We start from the raw sequence: 23,300 nt of genomic DNA, 5'->3' as shown, positions 1-23,300 counted from the left end.
TTTTTGATGCGTGTAGCCCTTTACCAATGTCCACCGCTGCCGCTGGATCCGGCCGCCAACCTGCAACGCCTGCATCAGGTGGCGCTGGAGGCCAGGGGCGCCGATGTGTTGGTGTTGCCGGAAATGTTCCTGACCGGCTACAACATTGGCGTCGACGCGGTGAATGTATTGGCCGAGGTCTACAACGGCGAATGGGCGCAGCAGATCGCTCGTATCGCCAAGGCGGCCGGCCTGGCGATTGCCTATGGCTACCCGGAACGCAGTGAAGACGGGCAGATTTACAACGCGGTGCAACTGATCGATGCCCATGGCGAACGTCTGGCAAATTATCGAAAGAGTCACCTGTTTGGCGATCTGGATCACGCGATGTTCAGCGCTGGCGATAGCGAGCTGCCCATCGTCGAGCTTAACGGCTGGAAGCTCGGCTTTCTGATCTGTTATGACCTGGAATTCCCGGAAAACGCCCGGCGCCTGGCCCTGGCCGGCGCCGAACTGATCCTGGTGCCCACCGCCAACATGCAGCCCTACGAGTTCATCGCCGATGTCACCGTGCGCGCCCGGGCCATCGAAAATCAGTGTTTCGTGGCTTACGCCAATTATTGCGGTCATGAAGGTGAGTTGCAGTACTGCGGCCAAAGCAGCATCGCCGCCCCCGATGGCAGCCGCCCTGCCCTTGCCGGGCTGGACGAGGCCTTGATCGTGGGTGAGCTGGATCGGCAACTGATAGAAGATTGCCGGGCGGCCTACAACTACCTGCATGACCGCCGTCCTGAGCTTTACGACGACTTGCACAAACACTGATTGAGGATTGAGAAAGGGCCCTGATCCGCTAGCATGGGCGCATCCTTGTTCTGGAAGCGCCCATGCCGGTCCCCGACTCCCTCCGCCCCCACACTGAAATCCTGGCCAACGGCTTGCGGGTGACCTTGCGTCATGTCCCGGGCCTCAAGCGCAGCGCCGCGGTACTGCGCGTCGCCGCTGGCAGCCATGATGCCCCTCTGGCCTGGCCGGGCATGGCGCACTTGCTCGAACATCTGTTCTTCCTCGGCACCGAACGGTTTCCCGCCGGGGAGAACCTGATGGCCTACGTACAGCGGCACGGCGGTCAGGTCAATGCGCGCACCAGTGAACGCACCACGGATTTTTTCTTCGAACTGCCTCCCGCAACCTTCGTCGACGGGCTGGAACGGCTGTGGGACATGCTCGCCCAGCCACGTCTGGATGAAGCTGATCAGTTGCGGGAACGCGAAGTGCTGCACGCAGAATTCATCGCCTGGTCCCAGGATGCGGCCGCCCAGCGACAGCTTGCCTTGTACGGCGGAGTGTCAGCGTCCCACCCGCTGCGGGGTTTTCACGCCGGCAATCGCGACAGTCTCGCGGTGGAGCACGCAGCATTCCAAACCGCATTGCACGACTTCTATCGCCATTTCTACCAAAGCCGCCAGATGGCCCTGAGCCTGACCGGCCCGCAAAGCATCGATGCCTTGAAAACGCTGGCGGAACAGTTCAGCAACCATGTACCGACCGGTGAAGCGGTTGCCAGACCGGCACCGCCAAAACTGATGGCGTCGTCCCAGACCCGTTATCAACAGGCCCACGAAGGTTGTTTCGACCTGCTGTTCGCCTTCGAAGCGTTGCCAGCCGCCTCGCCCCAAGCCCTGGATTTTCTCTGTACGTGGCTGAACTCCAGCAAACCGGGCGGCCTGCTCGCCACGTTGCGTCAGCGCGGCCTGGCTGACAGCCTCAAGGCCACCGCGCTGTATGAATATGCCGGACAGGCACTGCTGCACATCGAATTCAAGCACAGCAACGCTCAGGCAGCGGCGCATATCCAACCGTTGCTGCACGACTGGCTGGGATTCTTTGCCGCCCAAAACGACTGGGCACCGTTGCGCCAGGAGTTCACCGCGTTGTTGCAACGTCGGCAGGAGACAGGATCGGCCTTGCAGTTGGCCCGCTGGGACTGCGAAGGACGTGACACGCCGCTGCTGGCAAACGACCTCGTGAGGCTCAGGGAAATCCTCAAGCAACTGAATCCTGCCAATAACGTCGTGGAACCCTGGCAACTGCCCGCGCCCAACCCGTTCCTGCAAACACCCAGCGAAGCGCCTCGCGCCGGGCTGATACGCGGCCAGACCAGTGCCCATCGCGGCTTGCGAACCTTCGCCCAGGACCGCTCCCGGGGCCGACGGGAACGCTCGCCCATGCAGTTCAGCCAGGCGCTGCCAGACAACGGCCGTGAAGGCGCGGTTTACCTGCGCTGGCAACTGACGACCCAGGCACCGCTCGACGTTCAATCCAGGCTCGACCGACACTTGGAGGATGTGCGCGAAGAGGCTCGGCAGGCCGGCGTGGAGGTCAGTTTCGAACCCTGCGGCCATCAATGCCTGCTGAAACTGGTCGGCTTGCAGGCACCGATCCCGTTGGTGCTCGAACACGTTCTGGCGAAGCTTGCCCAACCGCTGCCAATGGCCCAGGCCGGTGACGAAACCCCATCGATGGCGATTCGACAGCTGTTGAAGGTGTTGCCGGATCATTGCCGGCAATCACCAGCGCTGCCACTGCCCGACAGCGATCAAAACATGTGGACAACGGCTCGCTGGGACGGGCTGTCCATCGGTTTGTCGGCCGCCACCCAAGGGGCGCTTGGCCCGGTGCTGGCCCGCGTACCGGGCAATGCCGGCGAGGACGTCAGCCTGACGGCGGCACCGCGCGGGCAACGCATCTGGCATACGCTCCAGACCCACGGCGAAGAAGCGGCCGTGTTGCTGTTTTGCCCGACGGCCACCCTGGCGCTGGCCGACGAAGCCGCCTGGCGCTGGCTGGCACAACTGTGCCAGACGCCGTTCTACCAGCGCCTGCGCGTCGAGTTGCAGTTGGGTTATGCGGTGTTCAGTGGGTTGAAGCAGATCGATGGACAAACCGGGGTGTTGTTCGGTGTCCAATCGCCCAGCCTTTCGGCAACACAACTGATCGCCCACATCGAGCAATTTCTGGCTGCGTTACCGGCGCTGATCCAGCAGCTCGATGATTCATCCCTGACCGGCCAGCAGCAGGCCCTCGCTGCCCAGCTCCAGAGCAGTGCCCTGCCCTTCGCCCAGGCCGCCGAACTGCTCTGGCAGGGCAAGCTGGCCGGCCGCTCGTCGGATCACCTTGAACAACTCGCCGCTGCCATCCTGTGCCTGGACCGCGCCCAGCTAGAAGCAGCCGCCCAGAGTTTGATCGATGCGCAAGGGGGATGGTATTGCCTGAGCAACGGCGGCTGCGCGCCAGAACACTGGTAAGCGGAGAAGCGATCATTGCAGTCGCTGTAATGAGCTTTCTTCGAGAATCGCAGCGAACGAATTTGTCAGATTTAGTAACATAGGCGCCTAAGCATCTGAACATCTCCGAACGGAGGTGGACTATATGTATAGGTCTCCACCGTTCCATCGACCCCAATCCCCCCAACCAAAGGAGTATTCCCATGTCCTGGTCCAAACCCGCATATATCGACCTGCGTATCGGTTTCGAAGTCACCATGTACTTCGCCAGCCGTTGATTGCTGCAGGCGGTTAAACGCGCAGCACAACGCCTCGGCCAGCCGGGGCGTTTTTTATTTCGGTTTGCAGATGGAGCGGCCATGTTTGTCCAGATTCTAGGATCCGCCGCCGGCGGCGGTTTCCCCCAGTGGAATTGCAACTGCGCCAATTGCGCAGGTTTTCGCAACGGCAGCCTGCGGGCCCAGGCACGTACCCAGTCGTCCATCGCGATTTCCGATGACGGTGTGAACTGGGTGCTGTGCAACGCCTCCCCGGACATTCGCGCCCAGCTCCAAGGGTTCGCCCCGATGCAACCGGGCCGGGCACTGCGGGATACCGGTATCGGCGCCATCATTTTGATGGACAGCCAGATCGACCACACCACCGGCCTGCTCAGCCTGCGCGAAGGCTGCCCGCATCAAGTCTGGTGCACCGACATGGTCCATGAAGACCTGAGCACGGGTTTTCCGCTGTTCAACATGCTGACCCACTGGAACGGCGGGCTGAGCTGGAACCGCATCGAACTCGACCAAAGCTTCACCATCGCCGCCTGTCCGAACCTGCGCTTCACCCCACTGCCCCTGCGTAGCGCCGCCCCGCCCTATTCACCGCACCGCTTCGACCCGCACCCGGGCGACAACATCGGCCTGATCGTCGAAGACCTGCGCACTGGCGGCAAGCTGTTTTACGCCCCGGGCCTGGGCAAGGTCGACGGACCGCTGCTGGAGATCATGGCCGGCAGTGATTGCCTGTTGGTGGACGGCACGATGTGGGACGACGATGAAATGCAGCGTCGTGGCGTCGGCACCCGCACCGGCCGGGAGATGGGCCATCTGGCACAGAACGGGCCTGGCGGGATGATCGAAGTGCTGGAGCAACTGCCCGAGCCGCGCAAAGTCCTTATTCATATCAACAATACCAACCCGATCCTCGACGAAGATTCACCCGAGCGGGCCGAGCTTGTACGTCGAAAGATTGAAGTGGCCTACGACGGAATGAGTATTGAGTTGTAGGACGGGCGGAACCAATGTGGGGTTGAGCTTGCGGTGTGTTAGCCAGGTTGATGATGCCTGAAAGGATGCTATCGCGAGCAGGCTCGCTCCCACAGTAGTTCGAGTCGCATTGGATATCTGACTCACAGCAAAACCAGTGTGGGAGCGAGCCTGCTCGCGATGGGGCCAGCCCTGACGCCACAGAACCCACGGGCATTTCCCGGAGAACCCAAAATGACTGACACCCCCCTGTCCCCCGCCGAGTTCGAAGCGGCCCTGCGTGCCAAAGGCGCGTATTACCACATCCACCACCCGTATCACGTGGCGATGTATGAGGGGCGCGCCACTCGCGAGCAGATCCAGGGCTGGGTCGCGAACCGTTTTTACTATCAGGTGAACATCCCGCTCAAGGATGCCGCGATCCTGGCCAACTGCCCGGACCGGGAAATCCGCCGCGAGTGGATCCAGCGCCTGCTCGACCATGACGGCGCGCCCGGTGAAGACGGCGGCATCAAAGCCTGGCTGCGGCTGGGTCAGGCGGTGGGGCTGGATCCCGATCAACTGCGCTCCCAGGAACTGGTGCTGCCGGGCGTGCGCTTCGCGGTGGATGCCTACGTCAACTTCGCCCGCCGGGCCAGTTGGCAGGAGGCCGCCAGCAGCTCCCTGACCGAAATGTTCGCACCGCAGATCCATCAGTCGCGCCTGGACAGCTGGCCGCAGCATTACCCCTGGATCGACCCCGCCGGCTACGAATACTTCCGCACCCGCCTGGGCCAGGCCCGGCGTGACGTGGAGCATGGCCTGGCGATTACCTTGCAGCATTACACCACCCGCGAAGGCCAGGAGCGCATGCTGGAGATTCTCCAGTTCAAACTGGATATCCTCTGGAGCATGCTCGATGCCATGAGCATGGCCTACGAATTGAACCGCCCGCCCTATCACAGCGTGACCGGGCAACGGGTGTGGCACAAAGGAATTACCTTATGAGTTTCGACCGCAGCAAGACCCCACGCTGGCGCCCCGGCTATCGCTTTCAGTACGAGCCGGCACAGAAGGGCCACGTGCTGCTCTATCCTGAAGGCATGATCAAGCTCAACGACAGCGCCTCGCTGATTGGCGGCCTGATCGATGGTGAACGGGATGTCGCGGCCATCATCGGTGAATTGGAGAAGCAGTTCCCCGACGTGCCGGAACTCGGTGACGACATCGAGCAATTCATGGAGGTCGCCCGTGCAGAGCATTGGATCGAACTTGCCTGAAGTCACGGGCCTGCCGCCCAAGCCTGAAGTCGGCCTGCCGCTGTGGTTGCTGGCCGAGCTGACCTACCGTTGCCCGTTGCAATGCCCGTACTGCTCCAATCCGCTGGACTTCGCCGAACAGGGCAAGGAGCTGAGTACCGAGCAGTGGTTCAAGGTGTTTCGCGAAGCTCGTGAGATGGGCGCCGCGCAATTGGGCTTCTCCGGCGGCGAGCCGCTGGTGCGCCAGGACCTGGCCGAACTGATCGCCGAGGCGCGCAGGCTGGGTTTCTACACCAACCTGATCACCTCTGGCATCGGCTTGACCGAGCAGAAAATCAGCGATTTCAAAAACGCCGGCCTCGACCACATCCAGATCAGTTTCCAGGCCAGCGACGAGCAGGTGAACAACCTGCTGGCCGGCTCGAAGAAAGCCTTCGCGCAAAAACTGGAAATGGCCCGGGCGGTCAAGGCCCACGGCTATCCGATGGTGCTGAACTTCGTCACCCATCGGCACAACATCGACAAGATCGACCGCATTATCGAGCTGTGCATCGCCCTTGAAGCCGACTTCGTCGAACTCGCCACCTGCCAGTTCTATGGCTGGGCGCAGCTCAACCGCGTCGGCTTGCTGCCCACCCGGGAACAACTGGTGCGCGCCGAACGTGTCACCAACGAATACCGCGCCAAGCTGCAAGCCCAAGGGCATCCGTGCAAGTTGATCTTCGTCACCCCGGACTATTATGAAGAACGCCCCAAGGCCTGCATGAACGGCTGGGGCAGCATTTTCCTGACCGTCACACCGGACGGTACTGCATTGCCCTGTCACGGCGCCCGTCAGATGCCCGTGCAATTTCCCAATGTGCGCGACCACAGCATGCAGCACATCTGGTACGACTCGTTCGGCTTCAATCGCTTCCGTGGCTATGACTGGATGCCCGAGCCGTGCCGCTCGTGTGATGAAAAAGAAAAGGACTTCGGCGGCTGTCGCTGCCAGGCGTTCATGCTCACGGGCGACGCGAGCAATGCCGACCCGGTGTGCAGCAAATCCGAGCATCACGGGATGATTCTTAAGGCTCGGGAAGACGCCGAGCATGCCACGCAAACCATTGAACAACTGGCCTTTCGCAATGAACGAAACTCACGCCTCATCGCTAAAGGCTGAGCCTTTCAGCGCCACCCAGGCCGTTGCGGCAGGCATCGACTTCGCTGAGCTGCAGGCCGGGCCCCTTGGACTGTTCTGGAATGAATACCGTCCCGAAGACGGTACCTGCCGGATCTGGCACTGGCAGGATGCCAAAGCCCGATGCCTGACCCCGGACGGGCTCAGTGCGCGCAGCCGGGTTTATGAATACGGCGGCGGATCGTTCTGCCTGAGCGACGACGGTGTGCTGTTCGTCAATGAGGCCGACCAGCAGGTGTATCACCAGTCGCTGGCCAGCGAACAGCCCGTGGCGCTGACCTCGGGGGATTGTCGATATGGCGATCTTCACTTCGCTTGCGGCCAGGTGCTGGCAGTGGAGGAGCAGGCCAATCAGCATCGCCTGGTCTCGATCGGGTTGGCGGATCATCAGCGGCATCTGCTGGCCGAAGGTGCGGACTTCTACGCCACGCCGACCTTGAGCCCTGATGGTCGACGGCTGGCCTGGGTGGAGTGGAGCCGCCCCCATCAACCGTGGACGTCAACGAGACTGATGCTGGCCGAACGCAACGCTGGCCCCTGGAGCGAGCCACGTTGCATAGCGGGCAGCGGGCACGAGGAGTCCATTCAGCAACCGCGTTTTGATCATTGCAGTCGCCTCTATTGCCTGAGCGATCGTGGCGGTTATTGGCAACCCTTGATTGAATCCGCCGACGGCCTGGAGCCGCTGCCCGCCGCCGAAGCCGATCACGCCCCTGCGCCATGGCAACTGGGCGGCTGTACGTGGCTGCCGGTGGGCGAGCGCGAATACCTGGCGAGCTGGACCGAGGCGGGATTCGGGCGACTGGGTCTTTGCCGCAGTGGCGGCGGATACGAAGATTTCACCGGTACTTACACGCGTTTTCGCAGCCTGGCACTGGATGAGCGGTTCATTTATGCCATCGCTGCCTCGCCCGTCAGCCCGTCGGCGGTAATCGCCATTGATCGGCAAAACCATAAAGTGGTGGCGCTGGCCGGGGGCGTCGCCCCGTTACCCGTCGAACACATCAGCCGCCCCCGAACCCTGTGCTATCCCTCGGCTTCCAGCCAAGCCCATGGGTTCTTTTATCCCCCGGCCATGAACGCCGAAGAAAAACCGCCACTGGTGGTGTTCATCCATGGCGGACCGACCTCGGCGTGTTATCCCATCTTTGATCCGCGCATCCAGTATTGGACCCAGCGCGGCTTTGCCGTGGCCGATCTCAATTACCGCGGCAGCAGCGGTTATGGCCGGGCCTATCGACAGGCGCTGTATTTGAACTGGGGCGTGGTAGATGTCGAGGATGCCTGCGCAGTGGTCACGCACCTTGAAGAGCAAGGCTTGATCGATGGTCGTGGCGCGTTCATTCGTGGCGGCAGTGCAGGAGGCTACACGACTCTTTGCGCCCTCGCGTTCCATGACGTGTTCCGTGCCGGCGCCAGCCTCTATGGCGTCAGCGACCCCGTCGCCCTGGCCCATGCCACGCATAAATTCGAAGGCGACTATCTGGATTGGCTGATCGGCGACCCGCAACAGGACGCCGAACGCTACCGCGACCGCACACCGCTGCTGCACGCTGACCAGATCCGCGCACCGGTGATATTTTTCCAGGGTGAACTGGATGCCGTGGTCGTGCCGCAGCAGACACGCGATATGGTCGAGGCATTGCAGAACAACGGCATCGCGGTAGAAGCGCATTACTACGTCGATGAGCGCCATGGCTTTCGCAAGGCGATCAACCAGGCTCATGCGCTGGAGCATGAATGGTTGTTCTATCGCAGGGTGATGGATGGCCCCCTATAGGGCAAATGCAAAACCAAATGTGGGAGCGAGCCTGCTCGCTACAACGGTGGATCAGTCCATGGAGATTTTGACTGGATCTACTGCTATCGCGAGCAGGCTCGCTCCCACAGGGGATTTGTGCAAACCAACAAATTCAGCGCTTGGCGATGATGTACACCGCATGCACGATACCCGGGATATAACCCAATAGAGTCAGCAGGATGTTGAGCCAGAATGCCCCGCCGAAGCCCACTTGCAGAAACACACCCAACGGCGGCAGTAGGATGGCGATGATGATTCGAATGATATCCATGGATGACTCCTGATTGGCGATGGCCACATTGCCATATAGCTCATGGACACCTGACCGCTCGTCAGGGTTCAGTGAGAAGCAGTCCAGGAGGGAGGAAGCGCGGGAAGATAAAAACGCGGACAAAAGAAAACCCCGCCGAAGCGGGGCTTTGCAGACTGTTTCCCTGACATCCATTTCACTCCGCCATCCTGGCAGAATCCTACGTGTCCGTGTTTTTGCTTTGCGCATCCTGCGCGACGTCCATGTGAAGTAGATTAGCCCTGGATCCAATCTGCCGATAGAGGGAAAACGCCAGTACGTTGTGTAAGCGTTTGCTTACACAACATCAGTTTTTAGAACTGCTCAGGCTCCAACAGGAACAGCGACTCGCTACCCGCTTTCACCGAAGCACTCAGAGAGTGAATACGCGGCAGCAAGCGGGCGAAGTAGAACCGTGCCGTACCCAGTTTGCTCGCATAGAAATCATCCTGGGCTTCTTTGCCCAAAGCAGCCTTGGCCATCAGCGCCCACATATAAGCATAGGCGGTGTAGCCAAACGCCTGGAGATATTCCACGGAGGCCGCACCGATTTCGTTCGGGTTGCTTTTCGATCGGTCCAGCAGCCATTCGGTCAGCTCATCCAACGTACCGACAGCATCGTTCAGCGGCTTGGTGAACTCCGCCAGATCGCTGCTCGCGGTAGCGGTGAAGTGGCGAATTTCGTCAGTGAACAGTTTGTAGAACGCCCCGCCGCTGCCGACGATCTTACGCCCCACCAAGTCCAGCGCCTGGATACCGTTGGTGCCTTCGTAGATCTGGGTGATGCGCACGTCACGCACCAGTTGCTCCTGGCCCCATTCGCGAATGTAACCGTGACCGCCGAAAACCTGCTGGCCATGGACAGTGGTTTCCAGCCCCAAATCGGTCAGGAAGGCCTTCGCCACAGGTGTCAGCAAGGCCACCAGATCTTCTGCACGCTTGCGGGTGGCCGGGTCTTCGCTGAACTTGGCGGTGTCCAGTTGCATCGCCACGTAGGTGGAAAATGCCCGGCCGCCCTCGTTCGACGCTTTCATGGTCAGCAACATCCGACGCACGTCCGGGTGGACGATGATCGGGTCAGCGACTTTGTCTTTGTTCTGTGCACCGGTTGGCGAACGGCTTTGCAGGCGGTCACGGGCGTATTCAATGGCGTTCTGGTAGGAGCGCTCACCGGTGGCCAGGCCCTGGATACCCACCCCAAGACGCTCGTAGTTCATCATGGTGAACATCGCCGCCAGGCCTTTGTTCGGCTCGCCGACCAGGTAACCCGCGGCTTCGTCGAAGTTCATCACACAGGTGGCGGATGCCTGGATGCCCATCTTGTGTTCGATCGACCCGCAATTGGCCGCGTTACGCGCACCCAGGCTGCCGTCGGCATTGACCATGAACTTGGGCACCAGGAACAACGAAATGCCTTTCGGGCCTGCTGGCGCATCCGGCAACTTCGCCAGCACCAGGTGAATGATGTTTTCGGTGAGATCGTGTTCGCCGCCAGTAATGAATATCTTGGTGCCGCTGACCTTATAGGAGCCGTCGGCCTGAGGTTCGGCCTTGGTGCGAATGATGCCCAGGTCCGTACCGGCATGCGGCTCGGTCAGGCACATGGAGCCGGCCCAGACGCCGGCGTACATGTTCGGCAGGTAGGCGGCTTTCAGCTCTTCACTGGCGTGGGCATTGATCGACAGGCAAGCCCCGGCGGTCAGCATGGGGTACAGGCCGAAGGACAGGCTGGCGGAGTTGACCATTTCTTCGACCTGGGCCGAAACAGCCTTGGGCATGCCCATGCCGCCGTAGGTCGGATCACCACCGACACCGACCCAGCCGCCTTCAGCGTAAGTCTTGTAGGCCTGAGGGAAACCGGCTGGCGTGGTGACGGCACCGTCAGCCCAGTGGCAACCTTCTTCGTCAGCTGCGCGGCTGAGGGGGGCGACGCTTTTGCTGGTGACTTTGCCGGCTTCCTCAAGGATCGCCTCGACGGTTTCAGCGTCTACGGTCTCGGCCAGCGCCGGCAGTTGAGCCCAGAGTTTCGCGACCTCGAACACTTCATTGAGGACGAAGCGCATATCGCGCAGGGGCGCTTTGTAGTCAGCCATGGCAAACCTCGCAGGATCTAAACAATTGGTTCGTAAGAAAACGGTTTTTGCAGTGGTCTGAGTGTACCTCAACAACTTTTGCGACACATAGGGTCATCCGGTGACTGCTTTGTTATTTTTAGTCATCACGGAAAGACCGCAGGCTTCGTCAGCTCCTATGGAATACACGCTCTTCTGTAGGAGCTGGCGAAGCCTGCGATCTTTGCTCCCCTCTCACATCAGAGGGCAAACAACTCCGCTGGCAGCTTCATCAAGCAATCGCTCCCCGCCTCAACAGCAGCCCGATGGGCTGCAGTCCTTGGCAGCAGCCGCTTGAAGTAAAACTCACAGGTCACCAGTTTGCCCCGACAGAAACCTGCGTCACCTTCGCCTGCGTCAAGTTGCGCCTGGGCCACCAACGCCATGCGCAACCACAGATAGGCCAGGATGATGTAGCCGCTGTACATCAAATAGTCCACCGAAGCGGCGCCGACTTCATCGGGGTTCTTCATGGCTGCCATGCCGACCTGGGTAGTGAGCTCGCCCCATTGCCGGTTCAGTTCATCGAGTTGCGCGATATAGGACTTGAGTTGTGGGTGATCGGCATTTGCAGCGCAGAATTTGTGGACGATTTTGGTGAACCCTCGCAGCAACTTGCCCTGGCTGCCCAGCACCTTGCGCCCCAATAGATCCAAGGCCTGGATACCATTGGTGCCTTCGTAGATCGGCGCAATGCGACAGTCTCGCACCAGTTGTTCCATGCCCCATTCACGTATGAAGCCATGGCCGCCAAACACTTGCATGCCGTGGTTGGTCACCTCCAACCCCGTGTCGGTCATGAAAGCCTTGCAGATGGGAGTGAGGAACGCCAGCAGGTCTTCGGCCTCCTGGCGGGCGGTTTCGTCGCTGCTCAGGTGTGCGATATCCAAGAGTTGCGCGGTGAAGTAAGTCAGCGCCCGGTTGCCCTCGTTGAAGGCTTTCATGGTCAGCAACATCCGACGCACATCGGGATGGACGATGATCGGATCGGCGGCTTTTTCCGGCGCCTTGGGACCGGTCAGCGAGCGCATCTGCAAACGGTCGCTGGCATATTTGATCGCACCCTGGAAGCTTGCTTCACCGAGGCACAGGCCCTGCATGCCGGTGCCCAGCCGGGCATGGTTCATCATGGTGAACATGCAGTTCAGGCCCTTGTTCGGCTCGCCGATCAAGAATCCCTTGGCCCCGTCGAAATTCAGCACGCAGGTGGCGGACGCCTTGATGCCCATTTTGTGCTCGATCGAGCCGCAGGAGACACCATTGCGCGGTCCCGCTTCGCCACTGGCGTCTGGCAGGAATTTGGGCACGATGAACAGCGAGATACCTTTGGTCCCGGCAGGGGCATCCGGCAGTTTGGCGAGCACCAAGTGAATGATGTTGTCGCTCATGTCGTGCTCGCCGGCGGAAATGAAAATCTTGCTGCCGGTAATCGCGTAGCTGCCGTCGGCCTGAGGCAAGGCGCGGGTCTTGATGATGCCCAGGTCCGTGCCGCAATGGGCCTCGGTGAGACACATCGTGCCGGTCCACTGACCGGCCGTGAGCTTGGTGAGGTAGGCCTGTTTCTGGTCTTCGGTGCCGTGGGCATGAATGGCCGACATCGCACCATGGGTCAGGCCTGGGTACATGCCCCAGGAGGTGTTGCTGGAGCCGACCATTTCGCTGATGACCAGGCCCAGGGAACTGGGCAATCCTTGGCCGCCGTAAGCCGGGTCCGCCGCCAGCCCGTGCCAGCCGCCCTCCACGTATTGTGCGAACGCCTGCTTGAAGCCTGCAGGCGTTGTGACCACGCCGCTGTCGAAATGGCAGCCTTCTTCGTCACCGGAGCGATTGAGCGGCGCCAGCACATTCTCACAGAACCTGGCGCCTTCCTCGAGGATCGCGCTGACCATGTCCGGGCTGGCATCGTCGGCGCCCAGTTCGGCATAACGGCCAGGGAAATCGAAGACGTGGTCGATCAAAAAGCGCATGTCGCGCAACGGGGCTTTGTACTCGGGCATGGTGGTCTTCTCCGGTAACAGGTCGTTCAAACCTACTGCCGGCCACCGAGGCCCACAATCACAGTCCAGACGCTGAATGCGCCGTCATCACTCAACCCGCGGCAACTTCCATGCGCACCGCGCCGCGACGGTTCTGCCCATAGGCAATCACACAGTTACGCCCAGCCCCCTTGGCGTTGTAAAGGGCCTGGTCGGCGGACTTGAGGACTTCTTCAGGGGTGCGCTGTTCGATGCGTTCGGCCACGCCGATGCTGACCGTCACCGATACACAGGATGCCCCGGCACCGGCACGACGCTGGCGACCTTGTTGATCATCCTGGGGACGACTGTCGGGATTGCGTAGCTGAATGCTGTAATTCGCGATGGATTCGCGAATGACTTCCAGATGAGGCATGCACTCTTCGATGGTTTTGCCTGCAAATACCAGCGCGAACTCCTCTCCACCGTAGCGATAGGCCCTACCGCCACCGCTGATTTTCGACAGTTTGCTGGCGACCAGCCGCAGTACCTGGTCACCCACGTCATGGCCGTGGGTGTCGTTGAATTTCTTGAAATGGTCCACGTCGCTCATCGCCAATACATAATTGCGACCCAGGCGCTGCATGCGCTCATTCAGCGCCCGACGCCCCGGCAGGCCGGTCAGTTCGTCACGGAACGCCATTTGATAAGCCTCATGGGCGACCGCGGCCGCGATCATCAGCATCACCTGGCTGCACATGATGTTCAGGGTAAACGGCAGGATGAAAGTCTTCGGTAACATCCAGAACACCCCGAGCAAACCCACCAATTGCGCGGCATGCAACGGTCGCGGGTGGCGCCAGTATTGCCAGGCCAGCAACAGGAAGGCTGCGATGAAAACCGGGTAGGACAACTGGATCAGGCTCATCCAGGCGCCGTGCAACGCAGGCCAGCGGATCTCCGAAAGCCACAACAGCAACGCCTGGGGAAAGCTTTGCTCCAGGGCCAGCGCCACGCTCCCAAAGACCAGCAGCACCGCGAACCGCGCCACCATGTCCTGGAACAAATGGGTTCTCTCCTGCCACGCGGCGAACAGGCCAAACAACAACGGCAGCAACAGGCAGACGAGGTGGAATACCACTGCTGCGTCCTCGCGCACCTTACCGTTGTCACGGTAGAAGTCGGTCTGGGTGTCCAACAGGTAGTAAGCGATATACACCGTGACCATCAGAAACAGCTCACGCTGGCGTCGGTAAACGGCGCAATACGCACCGCCCAGCAACAACACCAGTGTAGGAAGAACGTTGAACAGAGAGGTGAAAAAGACGTTGAGGTCTTTGACGTAGGCAGCCGCAAGCCCCGCCAGTAATAACAGCAGCGAGGGTAGAAAGTGACTCCAACGTACGGCGGAAGAACGCGACAAGGGTAAAGCTCCGACCCAACTGATGAAAGATGGCATTGTGCCTGCTGCTGGAGCAGTAAGGCACGCGAGATGTGACAGATGTCACACTGCCACCCCCTTGTAACGGCAGGACGGAAGGTTTTCTTAGGGTCTTGGAGAGGAATGTTGTGCCGGGAGCACCATAATCCCTTGTGGGAGCGAGCCTGCTCGCGATGACGGCGGCACATTCAATATCATTGCGAGCTGACCCACCGCTATCGCGAGCAAGCCCGCTCCCACAAGGGGATTTGGACCAGTTACAAAAAAGCCACTGTCCCCGAAGGTCCAGCGGCTTTGGAAGAACCGCGTAAGGCTTAGTAACCCAGTGCGAAGTCTTCTTCTTTCATATCCATCAGGTTGTTGGCGCCCGACAGCATGGTTGCCACGTGCGTACGAGTGCGCGGCAGGATGCGCTGGAAGTAGAAGCGCGCGGTCTGCAGCTTGGCGGTGTAGAAGGCTTCTTCGGTGGTGCCGGCTGCGAGTTTTTCCGCCGCCAGGCGTGCCATGTCAGCCCAGAAGTAGGCCAGGCAGGCGTAACCGGAATACATCAGGTAATCCACCGAGGCCGCGCCCACTTCTTCGCGGTCTTTCATGGCGGCCATACCGACCTTCATAGTCAGCTCGCCCCACTCCTTGTTCAGCGCAGCCAGGGGTTCTACGAATTCTTTGACCGCTTCGTTGCCTTCGTTGCCCTGGCAGAATTTGTGGACGATCTTGGTGAAACCCTTGAGCGCTTCGCCCTGGGTCATCAGCACTTTACGGCCCAGCAGGTCGAGGGCCTGGATGCCGGTGGTGCCTTCGTACAGCATCGAAATGCGGCTGTCGCGAACGTTCTGCTCCATGCCCCACTCGGCGATGAAACCGTGACCGCCATAGATCTGCACGCCGTGGTTGGCCGATTCGAAGCCGACTTCAGTCATGAACGCCTTGGCGATCGGCGTCATGAACGCCAGCAGCGCATCGGCTTTTTTCTTCTCTTCTTCGTCGACGCCGTATTTGACGATGTCCACTTGCTTGGCGGTGAAGTAAACCATCGCCCGGTTACCTTCGGCGAAGGCCTTCATGGTCAGCAGCATGCGACGCACGTCAGGGTGCACGATGATCGGGTCGGCAGCCTTGTCCGGCGCTTTCGGGCCGGTCAGGGAACGCATTTGCAGACGGTCGCGGGCGTATTTCAGGCCACCCTGGAAGCCGATTTCGGCGTGGGCCAGACCTTGCAACGCGGTGCCCAGGCGTGCGGTGTTCATGAAGGTGAACATGCAGTTCAAGCCTTTGTTCGCCGGGCCGATCAGGAAACCGGTGGCCGCGTCGAAGTTCATCACGCAAGTGGCGTTGCCGTGGATGCCCATTTTGTGTTCCAGCGAACCGCAGCTCACCGCATTGCGCTGACCAATGGAGCCGTCGGCGTTAGGCAGGAACTTGGGAACGATGAACAGCGAAATGCCTTTGGTGCCGGCCGGAGCATCCGGCAGGCGTGCCAGAACGATATGGACGATGTTGTCGGCCATGTCGTGTTCGCCGGCCGAAATGAAGATCTTGGTGCCGCTGACCTTGTACGAACCGTCGGCCTGTGGCTCGGCTTTGGTACGCAGCATGCCCAGGTCAGTGCCGCAGTGCGGCTCGGTCAGGCACATGGTGCCGGTCCATTCGCCGGAAACCAGCTTGGTCAGGTAGGCCTCTTGCTGCTCGGGCGTACCGTGCTCGGAAATGGTGTTCATCGCGCCATGGGACAGGCCTGGGTACATGCCCCACGACCAGTTGGCTTCGCCAACCATCTCGCTGACCGCCAGGCCCAGGGACTCCGGCAAGCCTTGACCGCCATGCTCCACGTCGTGGGCCAGGCTTGGCCAGCCACCTTCGACGAATTGCTTGTAGGCTTCCTTGAAACCGGTCGGGGTCTTCACACCGGATTCGCTCCAGGTGCAGCCTTCGATGTCGCCCACACGGTTCAGCGGCGCCAGCACCTGCTCACAAAACTTGGCGCCTTCTTCGAGAATGGCGTCAACCATATCTGGAGTGGCGTCCTGGCAAGCCGGAAGGCTCTGATAATGCGCTTCATAGCCAAGCAGTTCGTCACGAACGAAGCGAATATCACGCAAGGGGGCCTTGTAGTCAGGCATAGCGATAAACCTCTGCTGATGTAACCGGGAATGAACGACCGCATGGATTTGTTGTGACGGTCAAACAGTTGTTTGAAACATACGTTTACGCCTAAATCTTGTCAAGCGCCGATCCGTTACCGCTCGTCCCGCGTTCAAAATTCAAACAGCGAACCGCCCACGGCGCCAGCTCAACCGGACGTAGTGACTGTCAACTCTTACAGGTTCGCAAGCGCAAGAAAGCTGATGTACTGCCTCCGAACGCAACGGCACGGGACCACTCAATCCAGACTAGTGCCGATTGGAGGAAAGCGACATGGACAATCAATCCACAGGAAGCAATTCAAATCGCAGGCCAGGCGACCTGGACCGGTCTTTCGGTACAGAAGGTTCAATCCAATTCAATGAGGGCGGCAATACCACCGCTATCGTCTCCGATGGCGGCGGCAAGTTGATCTTCACCTTGAACCTTGAGAGTCGTTTCGTGCTGACGCGCTATCTACGTGACGGAATCGAGGACGATACATTCAGGTATGTTTTGTTAAATTTTCGGGATCGCGACGACAGCACACCGACGCGCGTATTGTTGCAAGAGGATGAAAAAATCCTGGTTATAGGGTCGTCATACAAAGCTGACGAACAAGACCAAGACAAATGGCAAGCGGCTGTCGTACGAATTGATACAGATGGCACGATAGATAATTCGTTTGGTTGGTTAGGTAGGGCAGTTTTGCCTGGGCCGAACAATCGCAACGGGCCCTCTCCCCTGAATTACAAACACGTCGACGGATGCCTGCAAATAGATCAAAAGATACTGATCTGTGCCAGTTACGACGCTTTTGAAGGAGACGACAAACCGCTCAAAAAGCTGAACCGCCTGTTTTGTCTTCGAGACAATGGTGTACTCGATCCGGACTTCGGCTCGGGTGGCTTTATTGATATCCAATTCCACGGCTATGAGAGTCGCGCCTGTGATGTACAAGTCCAACGTGATCGCAAAATCATCGTGGCGGGCAGTTCGTACCGCCTAGACGGAACGCCCAGGACACGAACCGTTGCTCGCTACATGCCAACAGGCGAACTGGACCCGAGTTTTGGTAGCGACGGTTTCACTGAAATAGCCGTCGAGGAGGGGCCTGTACAATCACTCGCTCCCTATCCTTTTCAATCTGATATCGTCAGCCGCGTACTGGTACAGGATGACGACAAAATTCTTGTCGCAGGCTACGCAGATGCTACCGATGGACAGCAAAGCGGCTTACTCGTCAGGCTGGAGGCGAACGGCCGAATGGATGGAAGTTTCAATGACGGCAAACCGCTTTTGATTAGTTATCCGTCAAAAGAAACAACCATCCATTCGATGACGCTGCAAGCGGATGGCAAAATCCTGTTAGTAGGCCGCGCCTCAGCTTCCCTGGTATGCGAGCGTGTGGATCAGAACGGACAGATAGAAGGCTTCCTTTCCGAACAACCGGAAGGTCAAAGCTCCGACGTCACCGTTCAAGTCTCTGGACGGGTCGTAGTAGCGGGCAATTCTCAGGGCCCTAAGCCCCATATTTGGGGATTCGTTGGAAACTGACGAGACCGGAAAATGCACTGGACGATCCTCTCTCGAGTGCATTTACCGCTGCGGCAACCAACGATATCAAGCGAAGGTATCGATCAACGTACCGAGCATTTCGTCGGAGGCCTTGGCCACGTTCACGCCCAACTGGACCTGAAACTTGCCTTGGGACATTTCGACCATATTGCTGGCCAAGTCCGATTGCTGGCTGCGATCCACTGACCGTAGGCGATCGGCTTGCAGTTCGGACGACTGGCTGGTGACCGAACGTTCGATCGTATTGTTGGCGATCTGGCTCGAAGCTTGATCGACACGGTTCTGCCCTGTCTGAATAGTGCTCAGACCGGCGTAGAACGCGGTATTTCCTGAGATTTCCATGGCAGAGTTCGTCTTCTTGAGGGTTGGCAGTGCCCATTGAAGCAGAAGCCCCGGGAAAAGGCCCGACAAAAACACTAATGGCACAGTGCCTTGTCATAGTGAAAACCTTAGTAGTCCAGCAAATCCAGGTGCAGATGCGCAGCCACGGCTTCGGCGGTGACGCCCTTGATTTTCGGCACACGCCCCAGGCACGGCGCCGGCAGACGTTCGGCCAGGGTCGCCAGATTTTCTTCCAGGCGCGATGTCTTGGGGTCGATGATATTGGCCACCCAACCAGCCAGTTGCAAGCCGTCCCGGGCGATGGCCTCGGCGGTCAGCAGGGCGTGGCTGATGCAACCCAGGCGCACACCCACCACCAGGATCACCGGCAGCCCCAGCGCCATCGCCAGGTCCGAGAGGTTGTCCTGATCGGCCAGCGGCACGCGCCAGCCACCCGCGCCTTCGATCAGGGTGAAATCGGCCTTCAAGGCCAACACTTCACGCATCGGCCCCAGCAACGATTGTACCGTCAGGGCTACGCCGGCCTCTCGAGCGGCCAGGTGAGGCGCGATCGCCGGCTCGAACGCCAGCGGATTGACCTGGGCATAATCAAGCGGCACCGAGCACTCGGCCAACAGCGCCAAAGCATCAGCATTGCGCAACCCTTTGGGTGTCACCTCACATCCGGAAGCCACAGGCTTGCCTGCCGCGGTGCTCATGCCAGCCTGTCGCGCAGCGTGCAGCAGGCCGGCCGCGACGGTGGTTTTGCCCACGTCGGTGTCGGTGCCGGTGATGAAATAAGCCTGGTTCATAGCGGTTTCTCCAGCACGGCGTAGACCACCTGATAGGTCGCGGGCAAACCCTGTACCTGACGAAACTGTTCGTAAGCATCAACCAGCGCGAGGATCCGCGCTCTACCCGTTAACCCACCGGGCCGGCCGGGGTTCAGATTGTGCGCGCCGAGGGCTTTCAGTTCATGAGTCAGGCCGCGCACATCCGGGTAATGCATCACATGGGGACGGTTTTCCAGGCTGACAACGTTCAACCCGCTGGCCTCACATAGCTGTTGATACGTTTCGAACGCGCGAAAGCGGTTGACGTGCACCAGGCCATCCACCTGACGCCAGCTGTCGCGCAATTCATACAACGTGCCGACGCAAAGGCTTGTGAAGGCAAACACGCCACCGGGTTTCAACACACGATGGACTTCGTTTAACACCGAGGCAAAATCCGCACACCACTGCACCGCCAGACTGGAGAACACCAGCTCGCAACTCGAGGTCTGCAAGGGCAACCGCTCGGCGTCACCGGCTATAAAGTGCGCAGCCCCGCCCTGAGGGCGAGCATGGTTGAGCATGCCTTCGGCGATATCCAGCGCCAACCCGTTCGCCTCGCCGAAGCGCGCACCCAGCGCCCGGGTGAAATAGCCGGTGCCACAACCCAGGTCCAACCAGCGCTCAGGCAGGATCGAAGCAGGCAGCCGGTCCAGCAACTGCTGGCCGACGTCGCGCTGCAGCTCGGCCACGCTGTCGTAACTGGTCGCAGCCCGGGAAAACGAGGCCGCCACCTGGCGCTTGTCCGGCAAGGCACCGGGCAATTTGGGAACAGACAAATCAGTCATCATCGGACTCATGCAAAAAAGCCTGAATCGCCCCCGCTACTCCGTGGGGGTCCTCCAAAGGGAATCCGTGGCCAGTCTGTTCGATCAGACCGATTTCAACATCCGGCAGCAACACCAGCAACTCACCTGCCGCCTCCGCCGGTACCAGGGCGTCGAGCCCGGCAAACAAGTGAAGCTGCGGGCCACCGAAGCCCTGCAAGGCCGCGCGGGTATCCAGTTGCGCCAGCAGTTCGAGCCCAGCCATCAACACATCGGGTGAAGTGACCGGCGCACCCGCCAGCAATAACCGCGACAAGCCACGCGGATCGCTGCAACCCTGGGCGCACAACAAACTGAAGCGTTTGAGGGTCTGGCGCGGATCGGCGGCGCATCCGGCGAGAAACCCATCGAAGATTTCATCGGCTATCGCGCTCGGCCATTGATCATGGGCCACGAAAGAAGGGTTGCTCGCCAGGGTCAGCAAGCCGCAGCAGCGCTCGCCCCGACGCGCCGCCAGCTCGCCGGCCAGCATGCCGCCCAGGGACCAGCCACCCAGCCAGGCATCTTGGGGCAGTGTGGCGTCCAGCTCATCGAGCCATTCATTGAGATCGCTTGAGGTCAGTGCCGGCAACGGCTCGATCTCGACCCGCAGATGTTCATCGAGCCCTTGCAGCGCAGCCGCCAGAGGCTCCAGCGGGGAAACGCCCAAGCCCCAACCGGGCAGCAATATCAGTCGATCACGCATGGCTTGACTCCGGTCCCAATTGTGCAAAACACTCGGCCAGTGCCTCGAGCAGTAGCTGCACCTGAGCTTCACTGTGAGCGGCGGTCAAGGTCACGCGCAAACGGGCGCTGCCGGCCGGCACGGTGGGTGGGCGGATCGCCGTAACCATCAGTCCCCGCTCACGCAACATTTGCGACAAGCGCATCGCCCGCCCCGCATCGCCGATCAGGATCGGCTGGATCGGCGTGAAGCTGTCCATCAGTTGCAGGCCGATCTGCTCGGCACCGTGACGAAACTGGCGGATCAGCACTCGCAAATGTTCGCGCCGCCAATGCTCGCTGCGCAGCAGCTCAAGGCTCTTGAGCGTAGCGCAGGCCAGGGCCGGCGGTTGGCTGGTGGTGTAGATGTAGGGACGAGCGAACTGGATCAGGCTTTCGATCAGCTCTTCACTGCCGGCGACAAAAGCACCGGCAGTGCCGAAGGCTTTGCCCAGGGTGCCAACCAATACCGGCACGTCATCCTGGCTCAGGCCGAAATGTTCGACGATCCCGCCGCCATTGGGCCCCAACGGACCGAAGCCATGGGCATCGTCGACCATCAGCCAGGCGCCCTTGGCCCTGGCTTCACGGGCCAGGGCCGGTAGATCAGCGATGTCGCCGTCCATGCTGAACACACCATCGGTGACCACCAACGTATTGCCGGTGGATTTCTCCAGACGGTTGGCCAGGCTCTGGGCATCGTTGTGCAGGTACCGGTTGAAGCGCGCGCCGGACAGCAAGCCGGCGTCGAGCAACGAAGCGTGGTTGAGTCGATCCTCCAGCACCGTATCGCCCTGCCCCACCAGTGCGGTGACCGCGCCAAGGTTGGCCATGTAGCCCGTGGTGAACAGCAGTGCCCGCGGGCGGCCGGTCAAGTCAGCCAAGGCTTCTTCCAGGGCATGATGAGGCCGGCTGTGGCCGATCACCAGATGGGAGGCGCCGCCACCGACGCCCCATCGGGCCGCGCCGGCGCGCCAGGCTTCGATCACCTGCGGATGATTGGCCAGGCCCAGGTAATCATTGTTGCAGAACGCCAGCAGGCGTTGGCCGTCCACCACCACCTCTGGCCCCTGCGGACTTTCGAGCAGCGGGCGCTGGCGATAGAGGTTTTCGGCACGACGGGCAGCCAGGCGTGCGGCGAGATCGAAGGGCATGCAGGCCTCGGGGTGAACCGCTATTTAAAGACTGGAGGAGATCCCCCTGTGGGAGCGAGCCTGCTCGCGATAGCGGCGTGCCAGTCAACATAAATGTTGAATGTTCCATCGTCATCGCGAGCAGGCTCGCTCCCACATTTTTTTGCGTCAGCTCAGAGGGCGGCGTTGTAAAACTGCTCGCTGCTCTTCTGCTCCACCAGCGCCTGTTCAATCGCTGCCTGATGCACTTCATCGGCGTGCTCTTCGCGGGCCTCCGGCTGGATGCCCAGGCGAGCGAACAGTTGCATGTCCTTGTCGGCTTGCGGGTTGGCGGTGGTCAGGAGTTTGTCGCCATAAAAAATCGAGTTGGCGCCGGCAAAAAATGCCATCGCCTGCATCTGCTCGTTCATTGCTTCGCGGCCGGCAGACAGCCGCACATGGGACTGGGGCATCATGATCCGCGCCACGGCGAGCATACGGATGAAATCGAAAGGATCGATCTCTTCGGCATTCTCCAGCGGCGTGCCGGCGACTTTGACCAACATGTTGATCGGCACCGATTCCGGGTGCTCCGGCAGGTTCGCCAGTTGGATCAGCAGGTTGGCGCGATCGTCCAGGGACTCGCCCATGCCCAGGATGCCACCGGAGCAGATCTTCATCCCCGAATCTCGCACGTAGGCCAGGGTTTGCAGACGCTCGCTGTAAGTGCGGGTGGTGATGATGCTGCCGTAGAACTCCGGCGAGGTGTCGAGGTTGTGGTTGTAGTAGTCCAGGCCCGCTTGGGCCAGGGCCTGGGTCTGGTCCTGATCGAGGCGGCCCAGGGTCATGCAGGTCTCCAGGCCCATGGCCTTCACGCCTTTGACCATCTCCAGCACATAAGGCATGTCCTTGGCCGACGGATGCTTCCACGCCGCGCCCATGCAGAAACGGGTCGAGCCGATAGCCTTGGCACGCGCGGCCTCTTCAAGGACTTTCTGCACTTCCAGCAACTTTTCTTTTTCCAGCCCGGTGTTGTAGTGGCCGGACTGCGGGCAATATTTGCAATCTTCCGGGCAGGCGCCGGTCTTGATCGACAGCAGCGTGGACACCTGAACGCGGTTGGCGTCGAAATGCGCGCGGTGCACGGTCTGCGCCTGGAACAACAGGTCATTGAAGGGCTGGACGAAGAGAGCTTTGACTTCGGCCAAAGACCAGTCATGACGCAGGTTGGCAGTGGTGCTGGCGCTCATGGGCATTTCCTTGATTATGCTTGGCTGG

20 protein-coding genes are annotated in these 23,300 nt (G+C 60.3%); 9 read left to right on the top strand and 11 right to left on the bottom strand.

Annotated elements, in window-relative coordinates; genetic code table 11:
- The first annotated feature begins 6 nt into the window (after positions 1–6).
- From MA884_RS13875 to MA884_RS13840, 8 genes are all read left to right on the top strand, one after another.
- Complete coding sequence (locus MA884_RS13875; RefSeq protein ID WP_256231061.1) at positions 7–801, top strand: carbon-nitrogen hydrolase family protein; 795 nt, start codon at positions 7–9, stop codon at positions 799–801.
- 62 nt (positions 802–863) lie between these two features.
- The gene (gene pqqF / locus MA884_RS13870) at positions 864–3,284 is read left to right on the top strand and encodes a pyrroloquinoline quinone biosynthesis protein PqqF (protein ID WP_256231060.1); all 2,421 of its coding nucleotides are present in this window, start codon (positions 864–866) and stop codon (positions 3,282–3,284) included.
- A 182-nt stretch (positions 3,285–3,466) separates the two neighbouring features.
- Complete coding sequence (gene pqqA / locus MA884_RS13865; RefSeq protein ID WP_003177660.1) at positions 3,467–3,541, top strand: pyrroloquinoline quinone precursor peptide PqqA; 75 nt, start codon at positions 3,467–3,469, stop codon at positions 3,539–3,541.
- 81 nt (positions 3,542–3,622) lie between these two features.
- Positions 3,623–4,534, top strand: coding sequence for a pyrroloquinoline quinone biosynthesis protein PqqB (gene pqqB / locus MA884_RS13860; RefSeq protein ID WP_256231059.1), 912 nt, complete (start codon positions 3,623–3,625; stop codon positions 4,532–4,534).
- 213 nt (positions 4,535–4,747) lie between these two features.
- Positions 4,748–5,500, top strand: coding sequence for a pyrroloquinoline-quinone synthase PqqC (gene pqqC, locus MA884_RS13855; protein WP_256231058.1), 753 nt, complete (start codon positions 4,748–4,750; stop codon positions 5,498–5,500).
- Entirely contained in the window at positions 5,497–5,772 is a 276-nt protein-coding gene (gene pqqD, locus MA884_RS13850; protein WP_256231057.1) for a pyrroloquinoline quinone biosynthesis peptide chaperone PqqD, read from the top strand. The genes pqqC and pqqD overlap by 4 nt, the downstream gene beginning before the upstream one ends.
- Positions 5,744–6,913: a pyrroloquinoline quinone biosynthesis protein PqqE gene (pqqE, locus tag MA884_RS13845; protein ID WP_256231056.1), complete on the top strand. Its 1,170-nt coding sequence runs from the start codon at positions 5,744–5,746 to the stop codon at positions 6,911–6,913. The genes pqqD and pqqE overlap by 29 nt, the downstream gene beginning before the upstream one ends.
- The gene (locus MA884_RS13840; protein WP_256231055.1) at positions 6,879–8,711 is read left to right on the top strand and encodes a S9 family peptidase; all 1,833 of its coding nucleotides are present in this window, start codon (positions 6,879–6,881) and stop codon (positions 8,709–8,711) included. The genes pqqE and MA884_RS13840 overlap by 35 nt, the downstream gene beginning before the upstream one ends.
- 133 nt (positions 8,712–8,844) lie before the next feature.
- On the opposite strand, the gene MA884_RS13835 is transcribed toward MA884_RS13840, so the two are convergent.
- The 5 genes from MA884_RS13835 to MA884_RS13815 form a co-directional block, all read right to left on the bottom strand.
- A complete protein-coding gene (locus tag MA884_RS13835; protein WP_038436734.1) occupies positions 8,845–9,003 on the bottom strand; it encodes a YqaE/Pmp3 family membrane protein in 159 nt (52 codons plus the stop codon).
- Positions 9,004–9,335: 332 nt separating this feature from the next.
- Positions 9,336–11,114 (bottom strand): acyl-CoA dehydrogenase C-terminal domain-containing protein, encoded by a 1,779-nt coding sequence (locus MA884_RS13830; protein ID WP_256231054.1) that lies wholly within the window; start codon positions 11,112–11,114, stop codon positions 9,336–9,338.
- Positions 11,115–11,332: 218 nt separating this feature from the next.
- Entirely contained in the window at positions 11,333–13,129 is a 1,797-nt protein-coding gene (locus tag MA884_RS13825) for an acyl-CoA dehydrogenase C-terminal domain-containing protein (protein ID WP_256231053.1), read from the bottom strand.
- Positions 13,130–13,220: 91 nt separating this feature from the next.
- Positions 13,221–14,510, bottom strand: a complete 1,290-nt coding sequence (locus MA884_RS13820) for a GGDEF domain-containing protein (RefSeq protein ID WP_256231052.1) — start codon at positions 14,508–14,510, stop codon at positions 13,221–13,223.
- Positions 14,511–14,842: 332 nt separating this feature from the next.
- Positions 14,843–16,648, bottom strand: a complete 1,806-nt coding sequence (locus MA884_RS13815; RefSeq protein ID WP_256231051.1) for a phenylacyl-CoA dehydrogenase — start codon at positions 16,646–16,648, stop codon at positions 14,843–14,845.
- Positions 16,649–16,943: 295 nt separating this feature from the next.
- Between MA884_RS13815 and MA884_RS13810 the strand changes: the two genes are divergently transcribed.
- Positions 16,944–18,206 carry a hypothetical protein gene (locus MA884_RS13810; RefSeq protein ID WP_256231050.1) on the top strand — a complete coding sequence of 421 codons (1,263 nt, stop codon included), beginning with the start codon at positions 16,944–16,946 and terminating at the stop codon, positions 18,204–18,206.
- A gap of 66 nt (positions 18,207–18,272) precedes the next feature.
- Here the strand turns inward: MA884_RS13810 and MA884_RS13805 are convergent, their stop codons facing one another.
- The 6 genes from MA884_RS13805 to bioB all read right to left on the bottom strand — a co-directional run bounded on the left by MA884_RS13805 (position 18,273) and on the right by bioB (position 23,272).
- Positions 18,273–18,569, bottom strand: coding sequence for a pyrroloquinoline quinone biosynthesis protein PqqE (locus MA884_RS13805; protein ID WP_256231049.1), 297 nt, complete (start codon positions 18,567–18,569; stop codon positions 18,273–18,275).
- Between the two features lie 107 nt (positions 18,570–18,676).
- Positions 18,677–19,360: a dethiobiotin synthase gene (gene bioD, locus MA884_RS13800; RefSeq protein ID WP_256231048.1), complete on the bottom strand. Its 684-nt coding sequence runs from the start codon at positions 19,358–19,360 to the stop codon at positions 18,677–18,679.
- Positions 19,357–20,169, bottom strand: coding sequence for a malonyl-ACP O-methyltransferase BioC (gene bioC, locus MA884_RS13795; protein ID WP_256231047.1), 813 nt, complete (start codon positions 20,167–20,169; stop codon positions 19,357–19,359). The genes bioD and bioC overlap by 4 nt, the downstream gene beginning before the upstream one ends.
- Positions 20,162–20,893 (bottom strand): alpha/beta fold hydrolase, encoded by a 732-nt coding sequence (locus MA884_RS13790; RefSeq protein WP_256231046.1) that lies wholly within the window; start codon positions 20,891–20,893, stop codon positions 20,162–20,164. The genes bioC and MA884_RS13790 overlap by 8 nt, the downstream gene beginning before the upstream one ends.
- On the bottom strand, positions 20,886–22,064 hold the full coding sequence (bioF, locus tag MA884_RS13785) for an 8-amino-7-oxononanoate synthase (RefSeq protein ID WP_256231045.1): 1,179 nt from the start codon (positions 22,062–22,064) through the stop codon (positions 20,886–20,888). Before bioF ends, MA884_RS13790 begins: the two co-directional genes overlap by 8 nt.
- Positions 22,065–22,216: 152 nt before the next feature.
- Positions 22,217–23,272 carry a biotin synthase BioB gene (gene bioB / locus MA884_RS13780; RefSeq protein WP_256231044.1) on the bottom strand — a complete coding sequence of 352 codons (1,056 nt, stop codon included), beginning with the start codon at positions 23,270–23,272 and terminating at the stop codon, positions 22,217–22,219.
- Positions 23,273–23,300 lie beyond the last annotated feature (28 nt).

Origin of the sequence: Pseudomonas sp. Q11 (assembly GCF_024494355.1) — a bacterium.
GTDB classification, from domain to species: Bacteria; Pseudomonadota; Gammaproteobacteria; order Pseudomonadales; family Pseudomonadaceae; genus Aquipseudomonas; species Aquipseudomonas hefeiensis.
The sequence above is the reverse complement of the archived record's forward strand: the minus strand, read 5'-3'. Positions and strand labels throughout refer to the sequence as shown.